Below are 22,016 nucleotides of genomic sequence, written 5' to 3'. Positions count from 1 at the left end.
TATGAGAACTATATTATCAATTTTGATGTTATTTTGTACTATGATTTTATCGGCACAGGAAATACAAGAAAATATCCTTGAAAATAAAACCTATCTCGAAAGAATGGCTTACTTCAAGGCAAACCCTCTCACTAATGGGCAAATAATATTTTTAGGGAATAGTCTGACACAAGGAGGGAAATGGAATGAATACTTCCCTACTCAAAAACCTGTAAACAGAGGCATAGCAGGTGATAATACATTGGGGATGCTCAATCGGTTAAACGAAATTATAGTCGCTAAGCCAAAGAAGGTATTCCTTATGGCAGGAATCAATGATATATCTCTCAGCAGGTCGAATGAGAAAATAATGATAGGCATCAAGTCTATCATCTATCAGATAGAAACAGGCTCGCCTTATACAAAGATCTATGTACAAAGCCTATTGCCAATCAACAACAATAGGAATGTATATCAACGGATGTTGAATAAAGAATGGCAGATAGAGCAGTTGAATAAAGAGTTAAAAGCTTTCTGTGAAAAGGAGAATATAACCTTTATCAATATTTACCCTGCTTTTTTGAGCGAAGACAGAACCTTAGATGCAAAGTACACAACGGACGGATTGCATCTGAACGATAACGGATATACAGTTTGGGTAGACCAAATACGAAAATATGTAGAGGAGTAACTAATTTAATTTATATGAACAAAATCTATTTCTATTTACCGATTGCCGCTCTTGCTCTAACGCAAGTGAGCTGTAAACAAAAGGCAAGCGCACAGGACTCGGATGCTGATATTATGAATATCGCACAGAAATTTGATACTGCCAATCTGGATATTACAGCTATCCCCGGCAACGACTTTTACCAATACGCTACAGGCGGTTGGGCAAAAGCAAACCCTATGAAAGACGAATATGCACGCTATGGCTCGTTCGATCAATTGGCAGAACGAAACCAAGAGCAAGTAAAAGGTCTTATCGAAGAATTGGGTAAAACAAAACATGAGCAAGGTTCTATTGCTCAAAAGATTGGAGACCTGTTTGCGTTGGGAATGGATAGTACGAAGCTGAATACCGACGGAGCAAAACCTATAAAAGCTCAGTTGGATAATATAAACAAAGCTTCGACAACGGCTGATATAGTAAAACTAACCGGAGAATTAAGAAAGTATGCTAACTCTCCATTCTTTGGTCTATATGTAGGTGCCGACGACAAGAATAGTTCTATGAATATTGTTCAACTATACCAGGGAGGTCTGGGATTAGGCGAACGTGATTACTATGTTGCACAAGACTCTACATCGGTTGCCATCCGTAAGGGATATCTCAACTTGATAAAGACTCAATTTGTAAATGCGGGCTACAGCGAAGCTGATGCACAAAAATCAGCTGATGTAGTTCTAAAAATAGAAACAGCTTTAGCAAAAGATCACTTCAAAAAAGAAGACACTAGAATTCCGGAATTGAATTATCACAAAATGAATGTTGCCGATTTGAATAAATCAGTAGCTAATTTTGACTGGAAAGCCTTCTTTGATGCAGCCGATGCTAAAGATTTCACAGAGATCAATGTAGCTCAGGTAAAGCCTATTGCAACAGCAGTAAATTTAATCCATACACTACCTATCGATGAGTCGAAAGCGTATCTTTCATGGTGCTTGATTAATTCTGCTGCGGGGTATCTTAGCGACAATTTCGTAAATGCAAACTTTGACTTCTACGGGAAACAACTAAGTGGCCGCAAAGTATTACAACCTCGTTGGAAGCGTGCTGTAGGAGTTGTAGATGGAGCTCTTAGTGAAGCTGTAGGACAAATGTATGTGGAAAAATACTTCCCTGCGGAAGCTAAAGAAAGAATGCTCAGATTAGTAAAAAATCTACAAGTAACATTAGGCGAACGCATCAACAACCTGACATGGATGAGCGATGCAACGAAAGCTAAAGCTCAGGAGAAACTGAACTCTTTTACTGTTAAGATTGGTTATCCGGACAAATGGAAAGACTATTCAACACTGACTATAAAGAAAGACTCTTATTGGGAAAATGTAGTACGGGCAAGTGAGTTCGATTATAATGAAATGATCAAAAAGATTAACAAGCCTGTAGATAAGAGTGAATGGCATATGCCTCCACAAATGGTAAATGCATACTATAATCCAACAACAAACGAAATTTGTTTTCCTGCGGGAATTCTTCAACCTCCATTCTTCTATCTAAACGAGGATGATGCGGTTAACTATGGAGCTATCGGTGTTGTTATCGGTCATGAGATGTCTCACGGATTTGACGATCAAGGATCTAAATATGATAAAGAAGGTAACCTGTCGGACTGGTGGACAAAAGAAGACTCTAAGAAATTCAACGAAAGAGCTCAGGTGCTTGTTCAACACTTCAACAAGATAGAGGTTCTTCCGGGTGTATTTGCAAATGGAACATTTACTTTGGGAGAAAACATCGGAGACTTTGGTGGACTTCAAATTTCATACAATGCATTCGAAAAAACAGATGAAGCTAAAAAAGGCGATAAAATAGACGGCTTTACTCCGGCTCAACGTTTCTTCTTATCTTATGCAGGAGTATGGGCAGGTAATATTCGTGATGCAGAAATCCTACGTCGTACAAAAACAGATCCACACTCTTTAGGGAAATGGCGTGTAAACGGTACATTACCTCATATCGATGCATGGTATAAAGCATTTAATATCACAGAAAAAGATTCTCTATATATTCCAAAAGAAAAGAGAGCTGATATCTGGTAATATAAATAGGTTTTAAAAGAAATGGGTTCGTTTTCTACGAACCCATTTTTATTTTATAGTCTTATTATCAATCTTTCTTTATCAGTTGATCAAATTCCTCTCTAGTTCCGGCAAATGCGTTCAGGTCAACATTCGTTTTTATGCCTTCTATTTTCCCTTTATTCGTATATTGCCAAAATAACCATTTACGCCCATCAGGCAGCTTTGGCTTAGAAACTATATCTCTTATCCAAATGGGATTATCAACGAACTGTTCGATCATGTAGTTTTTATAAAACTCATTTGTAGTATAAATAAGCACCTTGCGTTGATAATGATTTTCTAGAATCTCTATAAACTTGGCAATTTCTGCTATAATATCTTCCTTACGATTTTCCTGCTGGCAATTCCCGCCATACTCCAAATCAATAATCGGCGGAAGATCTATACTATCTTTAGGTACATAATGAATATAATTTCTAGCCTGTGCATCCCCATCTTTACAAAATGTAAAAAAATGATAAGCACCTACCGGTACATTATGATGAATGGCTAGTCTCCAGTTTTCCTGAAAAAGAGAATCTTTATGATTACCTCCTTCTGTGGCTTTTATAAAAGCAAATTGAACGGATCGCTTGTCTAATTTTCCCCAATCAATTGTTTGTTGATGATGAGAAACATCTATGCCTTGTACCGGATACTCCTCAAAAGAAGGGTAGTTCATTCGTATATATCCTTTGGTATAAGCAAAATATAAGCCGGTTATAACAAGAGCTATAATCAATATCGCACCAAGGGAAGAATATATGATGAGTTTCTTTTTCATACAGATATTAAAGTTAACACGATAATATTATTTTTAGTGAAGATAATAATTACTATTTTCTTTTAATATGTAGAAATTATATTTATTTTTGATAAAAATTATTAATCTTAAAAATCAAATAGTTATGTCAGAATTTAACTCAGAAAATCAAAGTTACCAATCTTCTCCCTATCAGGCTAACAATTTAGATGATTTTGCTAAACCTGTTAAACCTGATAATAACTTGGTATTATCAATTGTAGGTACAGTACTTGGACTCTGTTCACCATGCTGTATAGGACTGATATTAGGTGTTATTGCAATCGTATTTTCTACACAAGTAGATTCAAAATATAATGCCGGGGAATATGAGGCAGCACAAGGAAATGCACAAAAGGCTAAGATTTTTGCCCTCATTGCCATCGGATTATTCGCACTCAATTTAATCTATGGTATTATTATGTTTATCACAGGCGGAATGGATGCTGTACTGGAACAATACAAAGAGGTTCTAAAATATGCTGAATAAATAAATACTAAATAATTAATATATTTGGAAAGGTAATCGTAGCAATTACCTTTCCTTTTTTATATGAGAAAATATATAGGATATATCATTATCATAGCTATTCCTTTAATCATAGCATTTGTCTATTACAATTATTATGCAACAACAGGGAATATATGGAGCAAACAGTGTAGTTTTCACGAGCTAACAGGACTTCAGTGCCCCGGATGTGGCGGTCAACGATCTTTTTACCATCTGCTACACGGAAACATATTGCAAGCATTACGGTATAATGCTCTATTAATAATTATACTCCCCTTCCTGCTATATATATATTTCCTCTTAGCTCAGGTTTACATATTAAAGAATAAGAACTATCTGAAATACTTTAACTTTTCAGGGAAGTTGGGATATATCTTTATCGCCGGATTGGTCATATTCTTTATCCTACGGAACATACCCATATCTCCTTTTATTTATTTATCTCCTCCTCAGTAAAAGAAAGAAAGTGGCTTTCGCCACTTTGCATTATATTACTTTCTTAAATCTTTCGAGGAATATATTTGCCTGATCGATAGTCAAACAAAGTGGAGGCAATAAGCGGAACACATGAGTTCCTGTAGCTCCTGTAAAGACTTTCTCTTCGAAAAGAAGCTTCGAACGTTTCTCTTTAATAGGTTCATTAAATTCCATCCCAATCATCAAACCTCGTCCACGAACTTCTTTTATCTGAGGGATCTTCTTTAACTCTTGCATCAGGTATTCACCAACATTGTAAGCATTCTCTATCAGCTTCTCTTCTTTCATAATATCCAATACTGCAATGGCAGCAGCGCAGGCCAAATGATTTCCCCCAAAAGTAGTACCAAGTTGACCATATACAGCCTTAAACATCGGATTGATAAGCACGCCTGCCATAGGGAAACCATTACCGATACCTTTAGCTACTGTTATAATATCAGCCTGTATATCGGCATACTGGTGAGCGAAGAACTTACCACTACGGCCATATCCTGATTGTATTTCGTCCAATATAAGAATAGTTCCGGTCTCGGTACAAACATCACGAAGCTGCTTTAAGAAGCTGTCCTCTGGCACTTGTATTCCCGCAACACCCTGAATGCCTTCAATCAAAACAGATGAATACTCTTTGGTTGCAAGCTCTTTCTTTATAAATTCAATATCATTGAACGGAGCAAACACATAGTTCGGATTCATATTCACAGGAGCCGAATATGCCGGAATATCTGTAGCTGCCACCGTAGCTGATGTGCGCCCATGAAAAGCTTTGGCAAAGGCCAACACCTTTTTTCGTCCATTATGGAAAGAAGCTAGCTTTATGGCATTTTCGTTTGCTTCTGCACCCGAATTTATCAGAAATAAAAAATAATCGGGATAACCACATTGTTCTCCAAGTTTCTGGGCAACCTCCTGTTGCAGTTTGTTTATTACTGAGTTTGAATAAAACCCTAGTTTATTCAATTGATCTGTTAGTTTTTCTACATAGTACGGATGAGTATGCCCAACCGATATCACAGCATGCCCGCCATACAAATCCAGGTATTCATTTCCCTTGTCATCATATACATAGCATCCATTACCTTTCACTATGTTAATATCAAACAGTGGGAACACATCAAATAATTTCATTTTCTATATATTAATTAGTTATATTATTTATCAAATCTATCACACCCTCTTTGTTTATGATATACATTCCAAGCCTTACATCCGATACGCCCTCTTTCAATTTATATGTATAAACCGGATGTCCGTCTTCTTCCTTTATATCAAAGTAACTGAACTGAATATTAGCTTTTGACTCCAACTCTTTTGCTGCTTCTACAATATGGGTTGAGATAACAAAAAACGAGGTTCTAATTTTAGCAAATGCAGAAACAACAGCTACTGTTCCATCATAAGCATCCTTCACATTTGTTCCTCTGAAGAGCTCATCGAAGAGAACTAATATCCTGTTATTTGCCTCTAGCTTATGCGCCACATCCTTGATCCTCATTACTTCGGCATAGAAATGGCTATAGCCTGTACTCAGATTATCCGAAATATTTATAGTTGTACTCAATCCGGACAAAATACCGATTTTCATTTTACCGGCAGGAACTGGAAAACCTGCGTGTGCCAAGTATACAGCCACACCCAGCGCTTTTAGGAATGTTGACTTACCCGCCATATTAGGTCCCGATATGAATAATAGATTCGATTGGTTGTCGAAATGTACATCATTTGAGATAGCATTCTCTACAAAAGGATGGAATAATCCTTCCAAATCAAGTACAGTCTCTGTTTCAGGTAATATGTCAGGGTATTGCAAATTATATTTAGCAGCAGCTTTTGCCACCGCAAACAACGCATCATATTCATGTACAAGGTCTAGGAAGAAATGTATATGTTTCTTATCGGTATAGCGAAACATATAATCGAGCCTCATTATATCATAAGACTTGTATTTCTTCATATCCTTTATCTCTTTGTATGCCTCTTTTTGGAAAAGCTCCAGAACAATTTCGTTATTCTTCACTAAGAATACAGGAGCATCACCTTCTTTAAGTTTCTCTGCCAAGGCAATGGAAAATTGATATATATTCTTTAGTAGGTCTACAGTCGAAGTAACTCCTTTTTCGGCAAGATAATATTCATTACTGCTTGTACTTATCTTGTCAGCAATCATTTTCTCTATAGCCGTAAACCAAGAAGGCATCCGTGTAGGATAATCGGGCTGCCGTAGATAGTATTCAGTAAAATCCAATGCATCCTTATCAAGATTCAGACCATTCGGGAAATGCTTATGAAAAAAGGCAATCGTCTCTTTTCTTTCCGTGATCTGCTTATAGTCAGCCAAAGGATTAGCAAGATACTCGTATAACTTTTTCTTACCTCCAATGCACTGTGTATGATTAAATAAACCAACAACAGACAGCCCTTCTTTGACTGTTTCAAAGATTTCTAGATCCTTCTTCGTCTGACTGTCTACTTCAAATTTCATATATTTCATGATTATAAGGTTTTATCGGTTCTATACAAAATAGATATACTGTAGAACCTTTTTCCATAAACCTTATCGTTTTTTATTTTAAGAACTCTGACTTTCTATTAAAAGGTGGCAACCAACTGTCACAGGAGCGAAGCGTATGTAAAAGTAACACTTATCAGTATACTCTTTATTGTTACTTTAGACTTTAAAAAATCTCTATAATAGATAATCTTATAAGCAGAATATAATCCTTACAATTCTTTCATATATCCTACAATGGTCTTCATTGCCGTATCCCAATTCAATCGGGATTCGAAATCATGGTAAGCTGACAGCGCCAACTCATTATAATAGCTTTTATCTCCGAATGTTTTATATATCTGTTGAGCATACTCTTTAGGTTCTACTTGGGGGCTTAGGATTATTCCATTCGTATCATTCACAATAGAGGGAATTCCTCCTGTTGCAGCCGATACACACGGAACAGCATACGACATAGCTTCAGAAAAAACAATCGGTGTACAATCTGCCCGTGATGGGATAAAAAGAAAATGGCTTTGCAAAATCAAGCTTTCTACCTTTTTCATACCTTCGGGAGTAGCTTTACTTATACGCCCATGATTGATTATATAAGGTGGTAAGTTTTCTACCGGCAAATCATCGATACCTACAATATGTAATTCGGCTGGTTGACGTAACTCTTCATTCAAATACCTAACAGCATCAATGGCAATATCTCCACCTTTACGAAACCAGTCAACACCTAGGAAAAGAATCTTACAAACATCTGTACTTCTTTTTTTAAGTATATCTTTTATTTCCTCTAAAGATTTTTGCTGTGTAGAGATATTTGCACCAAAGGGTACAATCCTTACTTTATCCCTATCTGCATTATAATCTTTGATTGCACTATCTGCAGCCCACTGAGAACTATAAATAGCCAAACTACTTGAGTCTAAAGATAATTGCTCCATCTGATTTCCTTCTTTAATATACTGCTGACTAAGATTTGAAAAATAGTCATAGTAATTTATCATCGAAGCAAATGTAGCATCAGTATATATAACCTTATGTTTATTTGTTTTCAGATAAGACATAAGAGTTGAACTATGAGAAAATAATATATCTGTAGCCGGATTCAGTTGTTCTGAGATCAGCCTTGCATAACTCCTTCCGAATTCAGGAGACCTGTCTGCACGATATATTTTGTTTCGTCCATATAACTTATTCTTCACCTTGAGAGAGAATGTCCAATCTTCCTGCAAACCTGTTATATAATCCACATTGGAGTATTTAGCCAGATTTGTTGCCATAAAATGCACAGTGCCTGACCAATGCTTTATGTCTGTGGATGGAAAGTTTGTTATATAGGTTATGTTCATAACTCTTTCTTTTAAGTAAAGATAAAGATATTATTCAAAAGAATCTGTTTTTAGTTATAATAGGACATGCCTCGTTAAAAACTAAGCTTGACAAGGAAAAGAATCTTAACTAAAAAGCAGATGCTTTCAAATTCAATCCTATAGTTTCTTCCAAACCAAAAATCAGATTCATATTATGCACTGCCTGACCCGAAGCTCCTTTTACTAAATTGTCGATACATGAAAGAATAAGCAACTTGTTACCATGTTTCTCAAGGTGCAAGACACATTTATTTGTATTTACAACTTGTTTTAAATCGATATTCTTATCTGATATAATCGTAAAGGGACTATCCTTATAATAGTCTTTGTATAATTTCTCTGCATCCTCTATTGTACCGTCGTAATTGAGATAGGTAGATACAAAAATACCTCTCGTGAAGTTTCCACGCACAGGGATAAAGTTAATATCTTCACCAAAATTTGCCTGCAACTGATTTAGAGACTGTTTAATTTCAGTCAGATGCTGATGTTCGAAAGCTTTATAAACTGATATATTGTTTTCACGCCAACTAAAATGAGATGTAGCAGAAGGCTTCACCCCTGCCCCGGTAGATCCTGTGATAGCGTTCACGTGAATCTCTGATGTCAGTTTATTTGCTTTTGCCAAAGGTAACAATCCTAGCTGTATAGCTGTTGCAAAACATCCCGGATTAGCCACATAGGAAGACTGCTTGATTTCTTGTTTATTCAACTCAGGAAGACCATATACAAATTTATTTCCTTCTGCCTTATGTCGATAATCTGTAGAAAGGTCAATTATTTTCAGGTGATTAGGGATATCATTCGCATCTAAGAACTTCTTAGTATCACCATGTGCTGTACAGAAGAATAAAACATCAATCTTGTCATAAGGTAACTGATCGGTGAAATTCATATCTGTTTCTCCCAAAAGACCTCCATGAACATCTGTGAGTTTGTTCCCTGCATTACTTGTACTATTTACGAATACAAGTTCTACCTGCGGATGATTAAGTAATATCCTTATTAATTCTCCGGCTGTATAACCTGCTCCACCTATTATTCCTGCTTTTATCATTGTTCTATTTTTATCCAAACACAGAGTAATTTACTTCCCGTTTTTCTTTTGCACACTATGATATATCTTATTTGTCATAGCGTATATTTTGGTAAATCCTTTAGCATCGTCCGAAGTCCAAGCTTTGTTCATTTCGCCGTACTCGCCAAAATCTGCCTTCATCAGATCGAAATCACTTTCTACACCGACAAGCGTATAATGATAAGGTTTGAGTTCTACGATAACACGTCCCGTAACATTACGTTGCGAACTTTCGAGCATAGCCTCTATATCACGCATCACAGGTTCTAGGTATTGTGCTTCATGTAGAAACATTCCATACCAGTTACCTACCTGATCTTTCCAATATTGTTGCCATTTGGTTAGCGTATGTTTTTCCAGCATTTTATGAGCATTGATGATAACGATAGGTGCAGCGGCTTCAAATCCCACACGTCCTTTAATACCTATAATAGTATCACCTATATGCATATCTCGACCTATAGCATAAGCGGATGCAATTTCTTCAATTTTCTGTATCGCCTTTACTTTATCGGTATATTTTTCACCATTAACAGCAGCTATTTCGCCTTCTTCGAAATCAATAGTCAGTGTTTCCGACTCTTGCTTTTTCAATTGAGAAGGATATGCTTCCTCAGGAAGAGTTTGGTTCGATTTCAATGTTTCTTTTCCACCAATGCTTGTACCCCAAAGACCTTTGTTAATAGAATACTCCATTTTTGTGAAATCAGCTTCATACCCATGCTCTTTCAGATAATTGATTTCATATTCACGAGTCAGCAGCAAGTCACGTGTTGGAGTAATTATTTCAATACCCGGTGCAAGCACGTCAAATGTTAAGTCGAAACGAACCTGATCATTCCCTGCGCCTGTACTTCCATGAGCGACAGCATCTGCACCTATTTCTTTTGCATAATTGATAATAGCAATTGCCTGAAAAATACGCTCCGAACTAACAGATATAGGGTATGTACCGTTACGCAGTACATTACCAAAAATCATATATTTGATGCTCTTCTCATAATACTCTTGCGTAATATCAAGACTAACATGTTTTGCAGCCCCCAATTTATATGCCTTTTGCTCTATAACCTTAAGTTCGTCAGCAGTAAATCCACCCGTGTTTGCTATTGCTGTATACACCTCATATCCAAGGTCAGCAGACAAATATTTGGCGCAAAAAGATGTATCTAATCCCCCACTGAATGCTAAAACGACTTTCTTCTTCATTTCTTCAATTGCTTTTTTAGGTCTTTTATGATTGTTTTTATTTCTTTCTTGTCTTTCTGCTTCTCCGGATCGAAAAGCATCGCTGTACAAATACAGTATTTACGCTCGGTACGAGTAAGCACATCGTAATTCACACAACCTTGACACCCACGCCAGAAAGCGTCATCATCTGTCAACTGAGCAAATGACACAGGTACATAGCCAAGTTCGGTATTTATTTTCATTACAGCTGCACCCGAAGTCAGACCAAATACCTTTGCATCAGGAAACATCGCTCTAGCAAGCGAAAAAGCATGTTGCTTGATTTTTTTCGCTAAACCATGTTGTCTGAATTTCTCAACAACAATAAGTCCCGAGTTTGCAACATATTGCTTGTTTCCCCACGATTCGATATAGCAAAAACCTGCAAATTCGTCTCCTATAAGAGCTATAATTGCTTTGCCTTCTTTTATTTTAAGTTCCAAGTATTCAGGTGAACGTTTTGCGATCCCTGTGCCACGCACTTTTGCCGCAGCTTCTATAGTATTTAATATTGTCTGCACATAGCCAAGATGCTCTTCTCCGGCTATTTGTATGGTGAGTTGTTGTTGCGCCTCCATTTTTTTGTCTAACACAAGTTCTTCTATATTGTTCATTTTAGTTGATCTATTCAATGTTTGGAATAAAGGTAGATAGTGAAGCTATAACTTCTTCTCTGCTCACATTTTCTTTCGGTATAATCAGTATGGTATCATCACCAGCCACTGTCCCCAAAATATATTTCGAAGCTTTATTATCTATTTCACCTGCTATCGCCATTGCATATCCCGGACGGGTTTTAATGATAGCCAGTTGTCCCGAGAATTCTATCCCGACAAAACCGAAAGATGAAAGCGGAGATTCCTCCGAAGTCGTAACCTTTGCTTCTGGTAACTGATATATATATGTTCCTTTCGACGTCGGAGCTTTTACAACTTTCAATTCTTTAATATCACGCGACAACGTAGCCTGAGTAAGCTCAAAGCCCTTTTCAGTAAGTATCTTAAGAAGCATATCCTGACTATTTATCTCATTAGCCTGAAGTACTTCTTTTATTATTTTGTGTCTGAATCTTTTAGTCATATATGTATAAATATACAAACAAAATGCAAAAATATACATAATAATGCGTATCTAAAACTTTAGATGTATAAAAATTATAAATTTCTAAGGATATGTGTATAAAAAATCAATCGATGGGTTTCGCTGCCGGTATTCCCATATCTTCAGCTTCGTCACTATCAAATTTTTCAGAATACTCTTCGGATCGGCTTATATGGTATTCTCCGTATTCATCATTTGTATATCTTTCATTTGTTGAGTTGAGTAAGAAACTATCGCTGAAAGAAACCTCCTTTTCAAGCCCGAGATCTTTTAGGCTATAAGTTTTACCTTCATGCTTTATAGAATCAGAAAATTCATATAGGTGAGCCTTATAAATTGCATCCTGATATTGTTTCTCAATGATTAGTAAATATAGATTATAGTACTTTCCATTCGATGAAGAACCATCTGAAGAAACAGAGAACTCAAATCCATGAGACGTCTCAATCTGTATAATCCGATCTTGCAAATCCCATTCAAAAGAACATTGTTCAAAATGGGAACTTATAAAGAATGAATATTTGGGTTGACCATATTTTTCTTTAAACCCATTCATAAAATGAGCTCTGTCTTCAAGTGTATTAAATCTCCCTGTAGCATAATAGGCTACAGGCTTTTTCTCTCTATTTGTTAATATAGATAATTTATCAAAGTATGCATTTCGAAATTTGGCAACACTATCCAAAGTCGGAGTTTGATATAAATACCCAAATTCCTCTTTAGGCACTTTCAGCTCTAAAGCATCGGATATTACAGTGTTAATTGTATACCTCAGCATATCATCAGTCAGTTTACCATCTCTTATACTGTCATATTCTGCGTAACCATCTTTAAGAATAAGATGTCGGGAATATAAGAAAGAAACATTCTCCTGAAAATTGACACTCTCTAAGTCAAAAGCACCACACTTCTCGAGAGTAGCGGGCTGCTTGATACATGAAAATAATAATAGAAATGTAAAAGTAAGTGATAAGGTTATTTTAATCATAATTTTTTATAGCTATAAATTCAACATCATTTTCTCTCGTAATTTAATATTATCAGATGCGCTGCCTACCATAAAAGTGAAGTCTCCGTTAGGCTCAACAACTCTATTCATTTTCTTATCAATAATAGAAAAGTCGTCCTTAGTGAGTAGAAGTTTAATCGTTTTGGTCTCACCTTTCTTCAAATTGACTCTTTCAAAGGCTTTCAACTGCATAATCGGCTGTACAACAGAAGCCCTATTATTTCTCAGATATAACTGAACAACTTCATCTCCATCAAAATTCCCCGAATTTCGAAGTTCTACCGTAACTTCAACACCTGAATTGCTCTTATTGATCTTCAAATTGCTATATTCGAAACTGGTAAAGCTAAGCCCATAACCGAAACTATACAATGGCTTACTAGTCATCTCCACATAATCGTGACTTGCCGGATTCCTGTGATTATAATATACAGGCAATTGCCCTACCGATTTGGCTACCGACATTGGTAGACGTCCCGCAGGGTTATATTCACCAAACAGAACATCAGCTATCGCATTGCCACCTTCTTGCCCCGGATACCAAGCTGACAGTAGTGCATCTGCATTTTCTGACGCCCAGTTCATATTCAAAGGACGACCTTGAATATATACAACAACAACAGGTTTGCCTGTGGCTTTTATAGCCTTCAATAGCTCTAATTGTTTCCCCATAAGATCTAAACTAACTCTATCGAAGCCTTCGCCACTCTCCATATCGCTAATGCTATGCTCATCAGCAACAGCAGCACCTGTTTCTATATATTTTGTTTTAAAATCACGTGCACTGGAACCTCCAACCACAACTACAGCCACATCTGATCTTAAGGCGGCTTGCACAGCCTTATCTATATCAGTGTTTAGTGTATCTCTGATAGCACAGCCTTTCACATATTCTATTTGCGATTGTTTGAGCTTAGATCTGATGCCATCCAAAACAGTCTTAACATTGCTATCATCCTGAGGTGCAGTATAATCACCTAACTGATTATATACATTATCGGCATTAGGGCCTATCACTGCTATCTTCTTTATTTTACTCTTATTAAGAGGTAAGACATTATTTTTATTCTCGAGTAATACGATCGACTCTCTTGCTACTTGTCTTGCCAATACTATATTTTCTTGTGTTCTAACAACCTGTCGTGCATTGTTTTCATCGACATATGGATTTTCGAAAAGCCCCATATCGAATTTCAATTTCAGTATTTTATATACAGCCGAGTCAATCTGAGTTTCACCAACCATGCCTTTTTTTACGGCATCAGATAATGTAAAGAAAGCATTGCCTCCCAAGTCACAATCAAGTCCTGAGGTTAAGGATAATATAGCAGCTTCCTGTATTGTTGATACAACATAGTGACTACCCTTCAATCCTTCGATACTACCCAAATCTGAAACAGTAAATCCTTTAAACCCCCAATCTTTACATAGGACATCCTTTAGCAAATATTCGTTCGATGTACAAGGAATACCATCCACCGAATTATAGGCAGTCATCACTGACAAAGCCCCTGCCTTAACAGCTTTTTCGAATGGAGGTAAATAATTTTCTTTCAAGTCGCGCATTCCCACACTGTTGCTATTCCCATTATGTCCGCCATCAGGGATTCCATAAGCTACAAAATGCTTCAATGTAGAGATCAAACTATATGGTTTACTCAAATCTCCACTGCCAAAACCTGTCACAAAGGCTTCTCCCATTTTAGAGATCAGCACAGGATCTTCTCCATACGTTTCTTCCACACGAGACCACCTAGCTTCCCTTGCTAAATCTAACACGGGACCGTATCCGATATGCGAACCCTGAGAGCGTGCTTCTTTGGATATTACAGCGCTCATTTGCTGTATAAGATTAGGGTTCCATGTTGCCGCTTGTCCTATTGCAGTGGGGAAAACAGTAGTACCAATCGCCATATGACCATGCGGACACTCTTCGGCTAGAAAAATAGGAATACCCAAGCGTGTATTCTCCATTATATACCGTTGTAAAGCATTACCCGCTTTAGCTGCCAACTTCGGATTTAATCCGTTTTCTAATGTTTTTTTAGTCCATGGATCTGCCCTAAAAGTGGCCCAGAGCATACCTATATGACGCTGTTGAACATACTCTTCAAACTTTTTAGAGTGTGTCACCTGATTTCCGTTGCGTTCATACATCTCCCAACCGAGAGGACAAAGCAATTGACCTACTTTTTCCTCCAAAGTCATGTGACTGATAAGATCTACGGTACGTTCTTCGCTTGACAGTTTTGGATTTTTGTACTTATACGCTTGTTGAGCACTTATTGTTTGAAATAGAAATAGAGCAATAATGCTTAATTTAAGATAATTCATAAGTATATGTATTCTTATATGATATATTTAACTTCTTTAAAGGCAAAATGTCTTTCTTCGCCTTCGTTAGTTCTTAAGATAAGGATTCCCGAAGAATTAACATCTTGTATTCGGGCAAGGAAATTCGATTCCCCATCATTATACAGATGATAACCATCTTTCCTGAAAAGAGACTCTTTATATTGTTTTATCAGAGAATCGGTCTTGCCAATTTTTATTTGCTGGTAGTACACATTGATATTATCAACAACAGTCTTTAGTATTTCTTCAAGATTATAGTCTCTGTTAGTTATCTGTTTCAGAGATACAGGATTCGGAGCATCGCTTCTGAAATCTTCCTGATTGATATTAATACCAATACCGGCAACAGAATGACCTATATTATCTTCGAGAATAGTGTTTTCTAATAGGATACCACATATTTTCTTTTCATTCCAATAGATATCATTAGGCCATTTTATAGATATACCCGCTGTATATTCTTGCAGACAATTTGCTACGGCTAGAGATACAATCTGTGATAGTATAAATTGCTCTCCCGCTTTTATAAAGCCAGGGAACAAGACAATACTAAAAAGAATATTTTTTCCCGTTTCCGACTCCCAGCCATTCCCTCTCTGACCTTTCCCTGCCGACTGAAAATCTGCCCAAACGACAATACCTTCATCAACATTCTGTGTCTGGAGTAGTTCTTTTAAATAATTATTAGTCGAGTTAGTCTCCCTAATGTGAATTATCTCAGGCACAGTCGTCAACTATTTGGTAAGTTATTATATTCTGTTTGTTTTACTTTGGTTAGTTTCTTTATTACTTCGTCTACTGAGTGAAGAATCAATTCTTTAATGAGTTTATCTGGCACATCGCTATCAAGAACAATTGTATTCCAATATTTTTTATTAGAATGAAATCCGGGTTTTATCCCCGTATACTGTTCACGCAGCTCGATCGCTTTCTCCGGATCGCACTTGAGGTTAAGCCAAAATTCTCCATCTTTACTATCCAACGCCATATAAGCATACATTTTATCCATGATCTTATAAACTAAGACATCCTCTCCAAAAGGAAATGTCTCTGTCGCTCCTTTTATAGCAATACAGGCTTCGCGCGCTTCTTCTATATTCATTTTCTGATTTATTAGATCTTGTTCTTCAAATAAGATTTTCTTAAAATTATACAGATGATCGCAAATAATGAGATATCAGTTTATAGGCGCAAAAAACGCATCATCTATATGTTCTATTTCGAACTTTTGTCCTGTCCAAATTGCTGCAATAACATCAAAGCGGGCCGGTAAATCTATATTAAATTCTTTCAAATAGAAATCTGCCGCCTCTACAATCCTTTTAATTTTTCGTTTCGATACTGCGTCTTCCGGATGTCCCCAATAATTACTACTTCTTGTCTTTACTTCTACAAAAATAATAAACTCTTCGTTTCGAGCAATGATATCTATCTCGTATTTTTCGTAAGTCCAATTTTGCTCAATAATCTCATAACCTTTTTGTTTAAGAAGATTAACTGCTGCCTCCTCGCCCTTTTTCCCAAGATCATTGTGTTCAGCCATAGACTATTTAAAGCTTCAATACTTTATTTACATTATCATACAAAGGAACGAGATTTGCTGTGTCCACAGTTAAGCAGTATTCAACAGAATCTTGCAGGTTATTTGCTTCAAGCCGCTTGATATGTTCAGTACGATTAATATAGCTTTTCAATTCAGACTTAGCCTCTTGCCACATCGATAAAGCAACCTTAGTCGCATCTGAAGCAGACGCATATCCTTTTACTACTAACCTCTCTGCTAAAGCTCCGCCAAACAACGTATCTTCAATATTGAAACGATTGTTCCATCCTGCACAGAGTATCATTACATCTTTTTGCTTTTGTATGCAAAATTCAGTCAATGCACTTATATTCGAAAAAGCTCCGATAGTCAAAACATCTGCATTTGCAGCGGCTTCGATTGCCTGAGTTCCGTTTGTTGTTGTAAATACTATTTCTTTACCCTCTACTTTTTCCTTTGTATAGTCAAACGGTGAATTTCCAAAATCAGCAAAATCACAACGTTTCACATTCCGCTCTGCCCCAACCAGATATCCTTTAGCCTTATATTGTTGAGCCTCTTCGATAGAAGCTACGGGAATAATACACTTAGCTCCATTTTTCAGGGCAGCACACATGGTTGTAGTAGCCCTGAATATATCAACCACTACTACAATATAGTTGTTGCTATCGGCATAGTAAGGATACAAAGCTGGAGAAAAACAAACATCAACTTTCATCTATAATGCAGCTTTTATTCTTACTAACTTCTCCATCAAGCCTTCAAGCTGGTCTAGCGGAAGCATATTAGCTCCGTCAGACAAAGCATTTGCTGTATCGAAGTGTGTTTCAATAAACAATCCATCTACACCTGTAGCTATACCCGCTTTACACATCGTTTCTATCAATTTTGGCTGCCCGCCTGTTACACCCGAAGCCTGATTCGGCTTTTGCAAGCAGTGTGTTGCATCCAACACGACAGGAAAACCAAATTCTTTCATTTCAGGTATTCCCCGAAAGTCCACAACAAGATCAGAATAGCCAAAAGATGTACCACGGTCGGTAAGGATTACATTCTTATTTCCTGAATCCAATACTTTCTGCGCTGCAAATTGCATTCCACTCGGAGCCAGAAACTGCCCTTTCTTTATGTTTACTATTTTACCTGTCTTGGCAGCTGCGATGAGCAAGTCAGTCTGACGGCAAAGAAACGCCGGAATCTGCAAAACATCAACATATTCTGCAGCCATTGCAGCCTCGTGAGTTTCATGAATATCTGTTACAGTAGGGATACCAAAAGTTTCGCCTACCTTGCGAAGTATCTTTAAAGCTTTCTCATCTCCAATCCCGGTGAAAGAATCTACACGAGATCGATTTGCTTTCTTATAGGAACCCTTAAATACATGGGGAATATTTAGTCTATCTGTTATAGTTTTAACTTTTTCGGCAATACGAAGTGCCATTTCTTCCCCCTCGATAACACATGGTCCTGCGAGCAAGAAAAAATTATCATTTTTTAAGTTCTCTATATTCATTTTTTATTTGTTTGATTACTAGATAAAATAGTCTTCAAAGGTACAAACATTCTACCGTTTTGAGAAATTTTAGGTTTGTCATTGATATTATTTATTAGCAATATTAAAGGAATTAAGCTATTTTTATTGTTATATAAAAAAACATGATAATTATGGGAAAAGCCAAGAAGAAAAACTTTGTATTGGATACAAATGTAATACTACATGATTTCAGATGCTTAGATAATTTTGAAGAAAATGACATATATATTCCCATTGTGGTTTTGGAGGAACTGGATAAGTTCAAAAAAGGGAATGATCAGATTAACTATAATGCCCGCGAATTTCTCCGCCAGCTCGATGCAATAACAGATGATAACTTATTTACAAAAGGTATATCCTTAGGCAACGATTTAGGGAATCTCTTCATCGATACCAGTATCAAATCTCAAGAAAGGATAACACAAATATTCCCGGAGAGAATACCCGACCACCGTATATTATCTTCTGTTCTTGACATTTCGGAGCGTGACAGCAAAACAAAAACTATACTGGTAACCAAAGATATAAACCTACGGATGAAGGCTCGTGCAATTGGGCTTCTGGCAGAAGATTATATAAATGACAAAGTTCCTGATATATTTTTGTTCGAGAGGCACCATAAAACATTTAAGGATATGGAGTCTTCAGTTATCGATGAACTGTATGCGAACCCGAACGGTGTTGATCTCGACCAGTTCAATCTGGAAACTTCGGTTAATGCGAATGAATGTTTCGTGATGAAGAATGGAAAGAAAAGTGTACTTTCCAGATACAACCCGTTTACTAAAAAGATAAAGAAAATAGACAAGCAGATTTGTTACGGCATACAACCTCGAAATGCGGAACAAACATTTGCGATGGAGGTACTCACCGATCCCGAAATAAAATTAGTAGCACTTACAGGAAAAGCGGGAACAGGAAAAACGTTACTGGCCTTAGCTTCAGCATTGAAACAAAGCGAGAACTTTGACCAGATACTCCTCGCCCGCCCGATCGTTGCATTAGGAAACAAAGAATTGGGATTCTTACCCGGTGACGAAAAGCAAAAGATAGCACCTTATATGCAGCCTCTTTTCGACAATTTATCTGTAATAAAAAATCACATTCCTTATGGTGGTGCTGAGTACAAGAATATAGAAGCGATGCAGGCAAGTAAGAAGCTGGAAATAGAAGCGTTGGCTTATATCCGTGGACGAAGTTTATCAGAGATGATCTGTATTATCGATGAAGCTCAAAACCTGACACCTCACGAAATAAAAACCATTATAACCCGTGCAGGTGAAGGAACGAAAATGATTTTTGCTGGAGATTTACAACAGATCGACTCTCCTTATCTTGATGCTCAGTCAAATGGGTTGGCTTACATGATAGATAAAATGACAGGACAAGATATTTTCGCACATGTCAATCTGATAAAAGGAGAAAGAAGTAAACTATCGGAGATAGCTAGTATATTATTGTAATAACAATTAAAAAAAATAACATTTCAAGAAATATAAATGGACAAATTCTATCTCAGAGCTTATAGTATACTCATCGTAACAATAAGTATACTCACTATCCCTTGTTTAGCCCAAACTGTAGATAATCATAAATGGAAAGAAGGTATCCTAGTGGATCAATTCATTTATGATTCTGCTGAATTCCCCTCGGTTCATGCAGCTACAATTGCTGAAACCCCGTCGGGTTTAATTACGGCATTTTTTGGCGGAAAATATGAAGGACACCCCGAAGTCAATATATATACTTCTCGTCATACTGCAACAGGATGGACTCCCCCAGTGAAGGTAGCGGATGGCATCGTGAGCGATACTTTAAGGAAGGCCTGCTATAACCCTGTCTTATTTCAATATCCCGATGGCGAATTGCTATTGTTTTATAAAATAGGAAAGAATGTGCAAGATTGGACAGGTTACCTAATCCGCTCATACAATGACGGACAAACATGGACAAAACCCGAAGCACTGCCCGAAGGATTTCTAGGCCCAATAAAAAATAAACCTATTCTGATTGGTAACAAACTAATTTGCGCATCGAGTACAGAGAATGACGGATGGCAAGTTCACATGGAGTTTACCGAAGACAGAGGAAAAACTTGGAGAAAAACATCTCCAATCAACAGTAAGCCTTGGAATATTATTCAACCAAGTATATTAACATTAAACAATAATGTATTGCAAATTGTATGTCGCTCTCAGAACGAACATATCATATCCGCTTTTTCGAAAGATGAAGGAGAAACATGGAGCGATCCTATAGCTCTTTACTTACCCAATAACAACTCGGGGACGGATGCCGTAACACTCAAAGACGGACGCCAACTAATGGTCTACAATCATGTAGCAGCATCGGAGAGTGCATATAAGGATAAAGCTCGTACACCGTTGAATGTCGCTCTATCTGACGATGGAATTACCTGGAAAGCATCGCTCATTCTCGAAGACTCGCCAATAAAGGAATATTCCTACCCATCGGTTATACAAGGACATGACGGTATGATACACATAGTATACACGTGGCGCAGAGAAAAAATTAAATATGTAAAAGTTGATCCGTCACTACTTAAAAGTGAAACAATCGTAAACGGAAAGTGGTAATAACAACTATAAATCCTCATTTTTACAATTTTCTGAATAAAAAAAGAATGAAATGCTTGCAATATTCAAAAAAATATTACTTTTGTAATCACATTTAAAACAACAAGCGTTAGAATGAATATTTTTTCTTATACATACTTTTTCTTTTTTTACTTTTACTTTAGAAAGTAGAACAGGATTTTGTATGAGAAATTTGGAGTGAATTAAAACAACAAGAATATATGGAATCCTGTCAAATATGACGGGATTTTTTTTTGATAACATTTTATGAAAAGAGTTGCGATACAAGGAGGATTAGGTGCATATCATGGGATAGCCGCAGAGAATTTTTTCGGAGAAGAAGTCGAAATTGTTCCATGCATTACTTTTCGTGATATTTTCACAACAATCAAAAAAGAACCGAATACGATCGGGATTATAGCCATAGAGAACACTATCGCCGGTAGCCTTCTGGGCAACTACGATCTGCTAAAAGAAAATAAACTCCCAATAGCAGGAGAATACAAACAACGCATCTCTCATTGTCTGGCGGCATTGCCCGGCCAAACAATTCATGATATAAAAGAAGTGGAATCGCATCCGATTGCACTCATGCAATGTACAGAATTCCTAGATACACTACCGGATGTTAGGATTATAGAGCATGAAGATACGGCTTTGGCAGCAAAAGATGTAGCAGAGAAACATCTATCGACCACTGCTGCGATATGCAGCACCAAAGCGGCCGAAATTTATGGACTAAACATCTTAGCGAGGGGAATTGAGACAAATAAGCACAATTTTACTCGCTTTCTTATTATAGCAAATCCGTGGGTGGTAGACGAACTTCAAAAAGGAGAAGTTTTGAATAAATCGTCTATTGTATTTACAACTCCACATAGCGAAGGCAGCTTATCGAAAGTATTATCGGTATTTTCTTTCTACGGCATCAATTTGACTAAGATACAATCTCTACCAATAATAGGTAGAGAATGGGAATATCAGTTCTATGTAGACCTTACATTTTCTGATCTTACCCGATACAAGCAATCGCTACAGGCAATCCGCCCTTTAACAAGCGAACTAAAGCTTTTGGGAGAATATCCAAACGGAAAACAAAGCGAATTATAAAAAAATCACGATTTAACAATAGCAAAC

22 protein-coding genes are annotated in these 22,016 nt (G+C 37.0%); 7 read left to right on the top strand and 15 right to left on the bottom strand.

Features of this window, described 5'->3' with window-relative positions; all coding sequences use genetic code 11:
* Window position 1 precedes the first annotated feature (1 nt).
* Both HMPREF9456_RS05800 and HMPREF9456_RS05795 read left to right on the top strand, forming a co-directional pair.
* Window positions 2-670, top strand: coding sequence for a GDSL-type esterase/lipase family protein (locus tag HMPREF9456_RS05800; RefSeq protein ID WP_006842545.1), 669 nt, complete (start codon window positions 2-4; stop codon window positions 668-670).
* Between the two features lie 14 nt (window positions 671-684).
* Window positions 685-2,745: a M13 family metallopeptidase gene (locus HMPREF9456_RS05795; RefSeq protein ID WP_006842544.1), complete on the top strand. Its 2,061-nt coding sequence runs from the start codon at window positions 685-687 to the stop codon at window positions 2,743-2,745.
* Window positions 2,746-2,812: 67 nt separating this feature from the next.
* Here HMPREF9456_RS05795 and HMPREF9456_RS05790 read toward each other — a convergent pair whose 3' ends face one another.
* Entirely contained in the window at window positions 2,813-3,550 is a 738-nt protein-coding gene (locus HMPREF9456_RS05790; protein WP_006842543.1) for a glycoside hydrolase family 25 protein, read from the bottom strand.
* 124 nt (window positions 3,551-3,674) lie between these two features.
* Here HMPREF9456_RS05790 and HMPREF9456_RS05785 point away from each other — a divergent pair, with 124 nt between their 5' ends.
* Complete coding sequence (locus tag HMPREF9456_RS05785; protein WP_006842542.1) at window positions 3,675-4,058, top strand: CD225/dispanin family protein; 384 nt, start codon at window positions 3,675-3,677, stop codon at window positions 4,056-4,058.
* A 63-nt stretch (window positions 4,059-4,121) separates the two neighbouring features.
* Entirely contained in the window at window positions 4,122-4,535 is a 414-nt protein-coding gene (locus tag HMPREF9456_RS05780; RefSeq protein ID WP_006842541.1) for a DUF2752 domain-containing protein, read from the top strand.
* Window positions 4,536-4,565: 30 nt separating this feature from the next.
* Here the strand turns inward: HMPREF9456_RS05780 and HMPREF9456_RS05775 are convergent, their stop codons facing one another.
* From HMPREF9456_RS05775 to kdsA, 14 genes are all read right to left on the bottom strand, one after another.
* A complete protein-coding gene (locus tag HMPREF9456_RS05775; RefSeq protein WP_006842540.1) occupies window positions 4,566-5,687 on the bottom strand; it encodes an aspartate aminotransferase family protein in 1,122 nt (373 codons plus the stop codon).
* 10 nt (window positions 5,688-5,697) lie between these two features.
* On the bottom strand, window positions 5,698-7,050 hold the full coding sequence (locus HMPREF9456_RS05770; RefSeq protein ID WP_006842539.1) for a MutS-related protein: 1,353 nt from the start codon (window positions 7,048-7,050) through the stop codon (window positions 5,698-5,700).
* A 230-nt stretch (window positions 7,051-7,280) separates the two neighbouring features.
* Window positions 7,281-8,411 carry a glycosyltransferase family 4 protein gene (locus tag HMPREF9456_RS05765; RefSeq protein ID WP_006842538.1) on the bottom strand — a complete coding sequence of 377 codons (1,131 nt, stop codon included), beginning with the start codon at window positions 8,409-8,411 and terminating at the stop codon, window positions 7,281-7,283.
* Between the two features lie 109 nt (window positions 8,412-8,520).
* Window positions 8,521-9,489, bottom strand: coding sequence for an N-acetyl-gamma-glutamyl-phosphate reductase (argC, locus tag HMPREF9456_RS05760; RefSeq protein ID WP_018074802.1), 969 nt, complete (start codon window positions 9,487-9,489; stop codon window positions 8,521-8,523).
* Window positions 9,490-9,519: 30 nt separating this feature from the next.
* The gene (gene argG, locus HMPREF9456_RS05755) at window positions 9,520-10,719 is read right to left on the bottom strand and encodes an argininosuccinate synthase (RefSeq protein WP_006842536.1); all 1,200 of its coding nucleotides are present in this window, start codon (window positions 10,717-10,719) and stop codon (window positions 9,520-9,522) included.
* On the bottom strand, window positions 10,716-11,354 hold the full coding sequence (locus tag HMPREF9456_RS05750; protein WP_006842535.1) for a GNAT family N-acetyltransferase: 639 nt from the start codon (window positions 11,352-11,354) through the stop codon (window positions 10,716-10,718). Before HMPREF9456_RS05750 ends, argG begins: the two co-directional genes overlap by 4 nt.
* Before the next feature lie 10 nt (window positions 11,355-11,364).
* A complete protein-coding gene (gene argR / locus HMPREF9456_RS05745; RefSeq protein WP_006842534.1) occupies window positions 11,365-11,859 on the bottom strand; it encodes an arginine repressor in 495 nt (164 codons plus the stop codon).
* A gap of 67 nt (window positions 11,860-11,926) precedes the next feature.
* On the bottom strand, window positions 11,927-12,829 hold the full coding sequence (locus HMPREF9456_RS05740) for a hypothetical protein (protein WP_006842533.1): 903 nt from the start codon (window positions 12,827-12,829) through the stop codon (window positions 11,927-11,929).
* Between the two features lie 12 nt (window positions 12,830-12,841).
* The gene (locus tag HMPREF9456_RS05735; protein ID WP_006842532.1) at window positions 12,842-15,184 is read right to left on the bottom strand and encodes a glycoside hydrolase family 3 N-terminal domain-containing protein; all 2,343 of its coding nucleotides are present in this window, start codon (window positions 15,182-15,184) and stop codon (window positions 12,842-12,844) included.
* 14 nt (window positions 15,185-15,198) lie between these two features.
* A complete protein-coding gene (locus HMPREF9456_RS05730) occupies window positions 15,199-15,939 on the bottom strand; it encodes a biotin--[acetyl-CoA-carboxylase] ligase (RefSeq protein WP_006842531.1) in 741 nt (246 codons plus the stop codon).
* Entirely contained in the window at window positions 15,936-16,307 is a 372-nt protein-coding gene (locus tag HMPREF9456_RS05725; protein ID WP_006842530.1) for an MmcQ/YjbR family DNA-binding protein, read from the bottom strand. Before HMPREF9456_RS05725 ends, HMPREF9456_RS05730 begins: the two co-directional genes overlap by 4 nt.
* A 75-nt stretch (window positions 16,308-16,382) precedes the next feature.
* Window positions 16,383-16,748: a YraN family protein gene (locus HMPREF9456_RS05720; RefSeq protein ID WP_006842529.1), complete on the bottom strand. Its 366-nt coding sequence runs from the start codon at window positions 16,746-16,748 to the stop codon at window positions 16,383-16,385.
* A 7-nt stretch (window positions 16,749-16,755) separates the two neighbouring features.
* On the bottom strand, window positions 16,756-17,466 hold the full coding sequence (locus tag HMPREF9456_RS05715) for a 2-phosphosulfolactate phosphatase (RefSeq protein ID WP_006842528.1): 711 nt from the start codon (window positions 17,464-17,466) through the stop codon (window positions 16,756-16,758).
* The gene (gene kdsA / locus HMPREF9456_RS05710) at window positions 17,467-18,261 is read right to left on the bottom strand and encodes a 3-deoxy-8-phosphooctulonate synthase (RefSeq protein WP_006842527.1); all 795 of its coding nucleotides are present in this window, start codon (window positions 18,259-18,261) and stop codon (window positions 17,467-17,469) included.
* 152 nt (window positions 18,262-18,413) lie between these two features.
* Here kdsA and HMPREF9456_RS05705 point away from each other — a divergent pair, with 152 nt between their 5' ends.
* The 3 genes from HMPREF9456_RS05705 (at window position 18,414) to HMPREF9456_RS05690 (ending at window position 21,989) form a co-directional block, all read left to right on the top strand.
* The gene (locus HMPREF9456_RS05705; protein ID WP_006842526.1) at window positions 18,414-19,745 is read left to right on the top strand and encodes a PhoH family protein; all 1,332 of its coding nucleotides are present in this window, start codon (window positions 18,414-18,416) and stop codon (window positions 19,743-19,745) included.
* Window positions 19,746-19,781: 36 nt separating this feature from the next.
* Window positions 19,782-20,879, top strand: coding sequence for a sialidase family protein (locus HMPREF9456_RS05700; RefSeq protein WP_006842525.1), 1,098 nt, complete (start codon window positions 19,782-19,784; stop codon window positions 20,877-20,879).
* A gap of 267 nt (window positions 20,880-21,146) precedes the next feature.
* Window positions 21,147-21,989, top strand: a complete 843-nt coding sequence (locus HMPREF9456_RS05690) for a prephenate dehydratase (protein WP_006842524.1) — start codon at window positions 21,147-21,149, stop codon at window positions 21,987-21,989.
* Window positions 21,990-22,016 lie beyond the last annotated feature (27 nt).

This window comes from Dysgonomonas mossii DSM 22836 (assembly GCF_000213575.1).
Taxonomy (GTDB): Bacteria; Bacteroidota; Bacteroidia; order Bacteroidales; family Dysgonomonadaceae; genus Dysgonomonas; species Dysgonomonas mossii.
The sequence above is the reverse complement of the archived record's forward strand: the minus strand, read 5'-3'. Positions and strand labels throughout refer to the sequence as shown.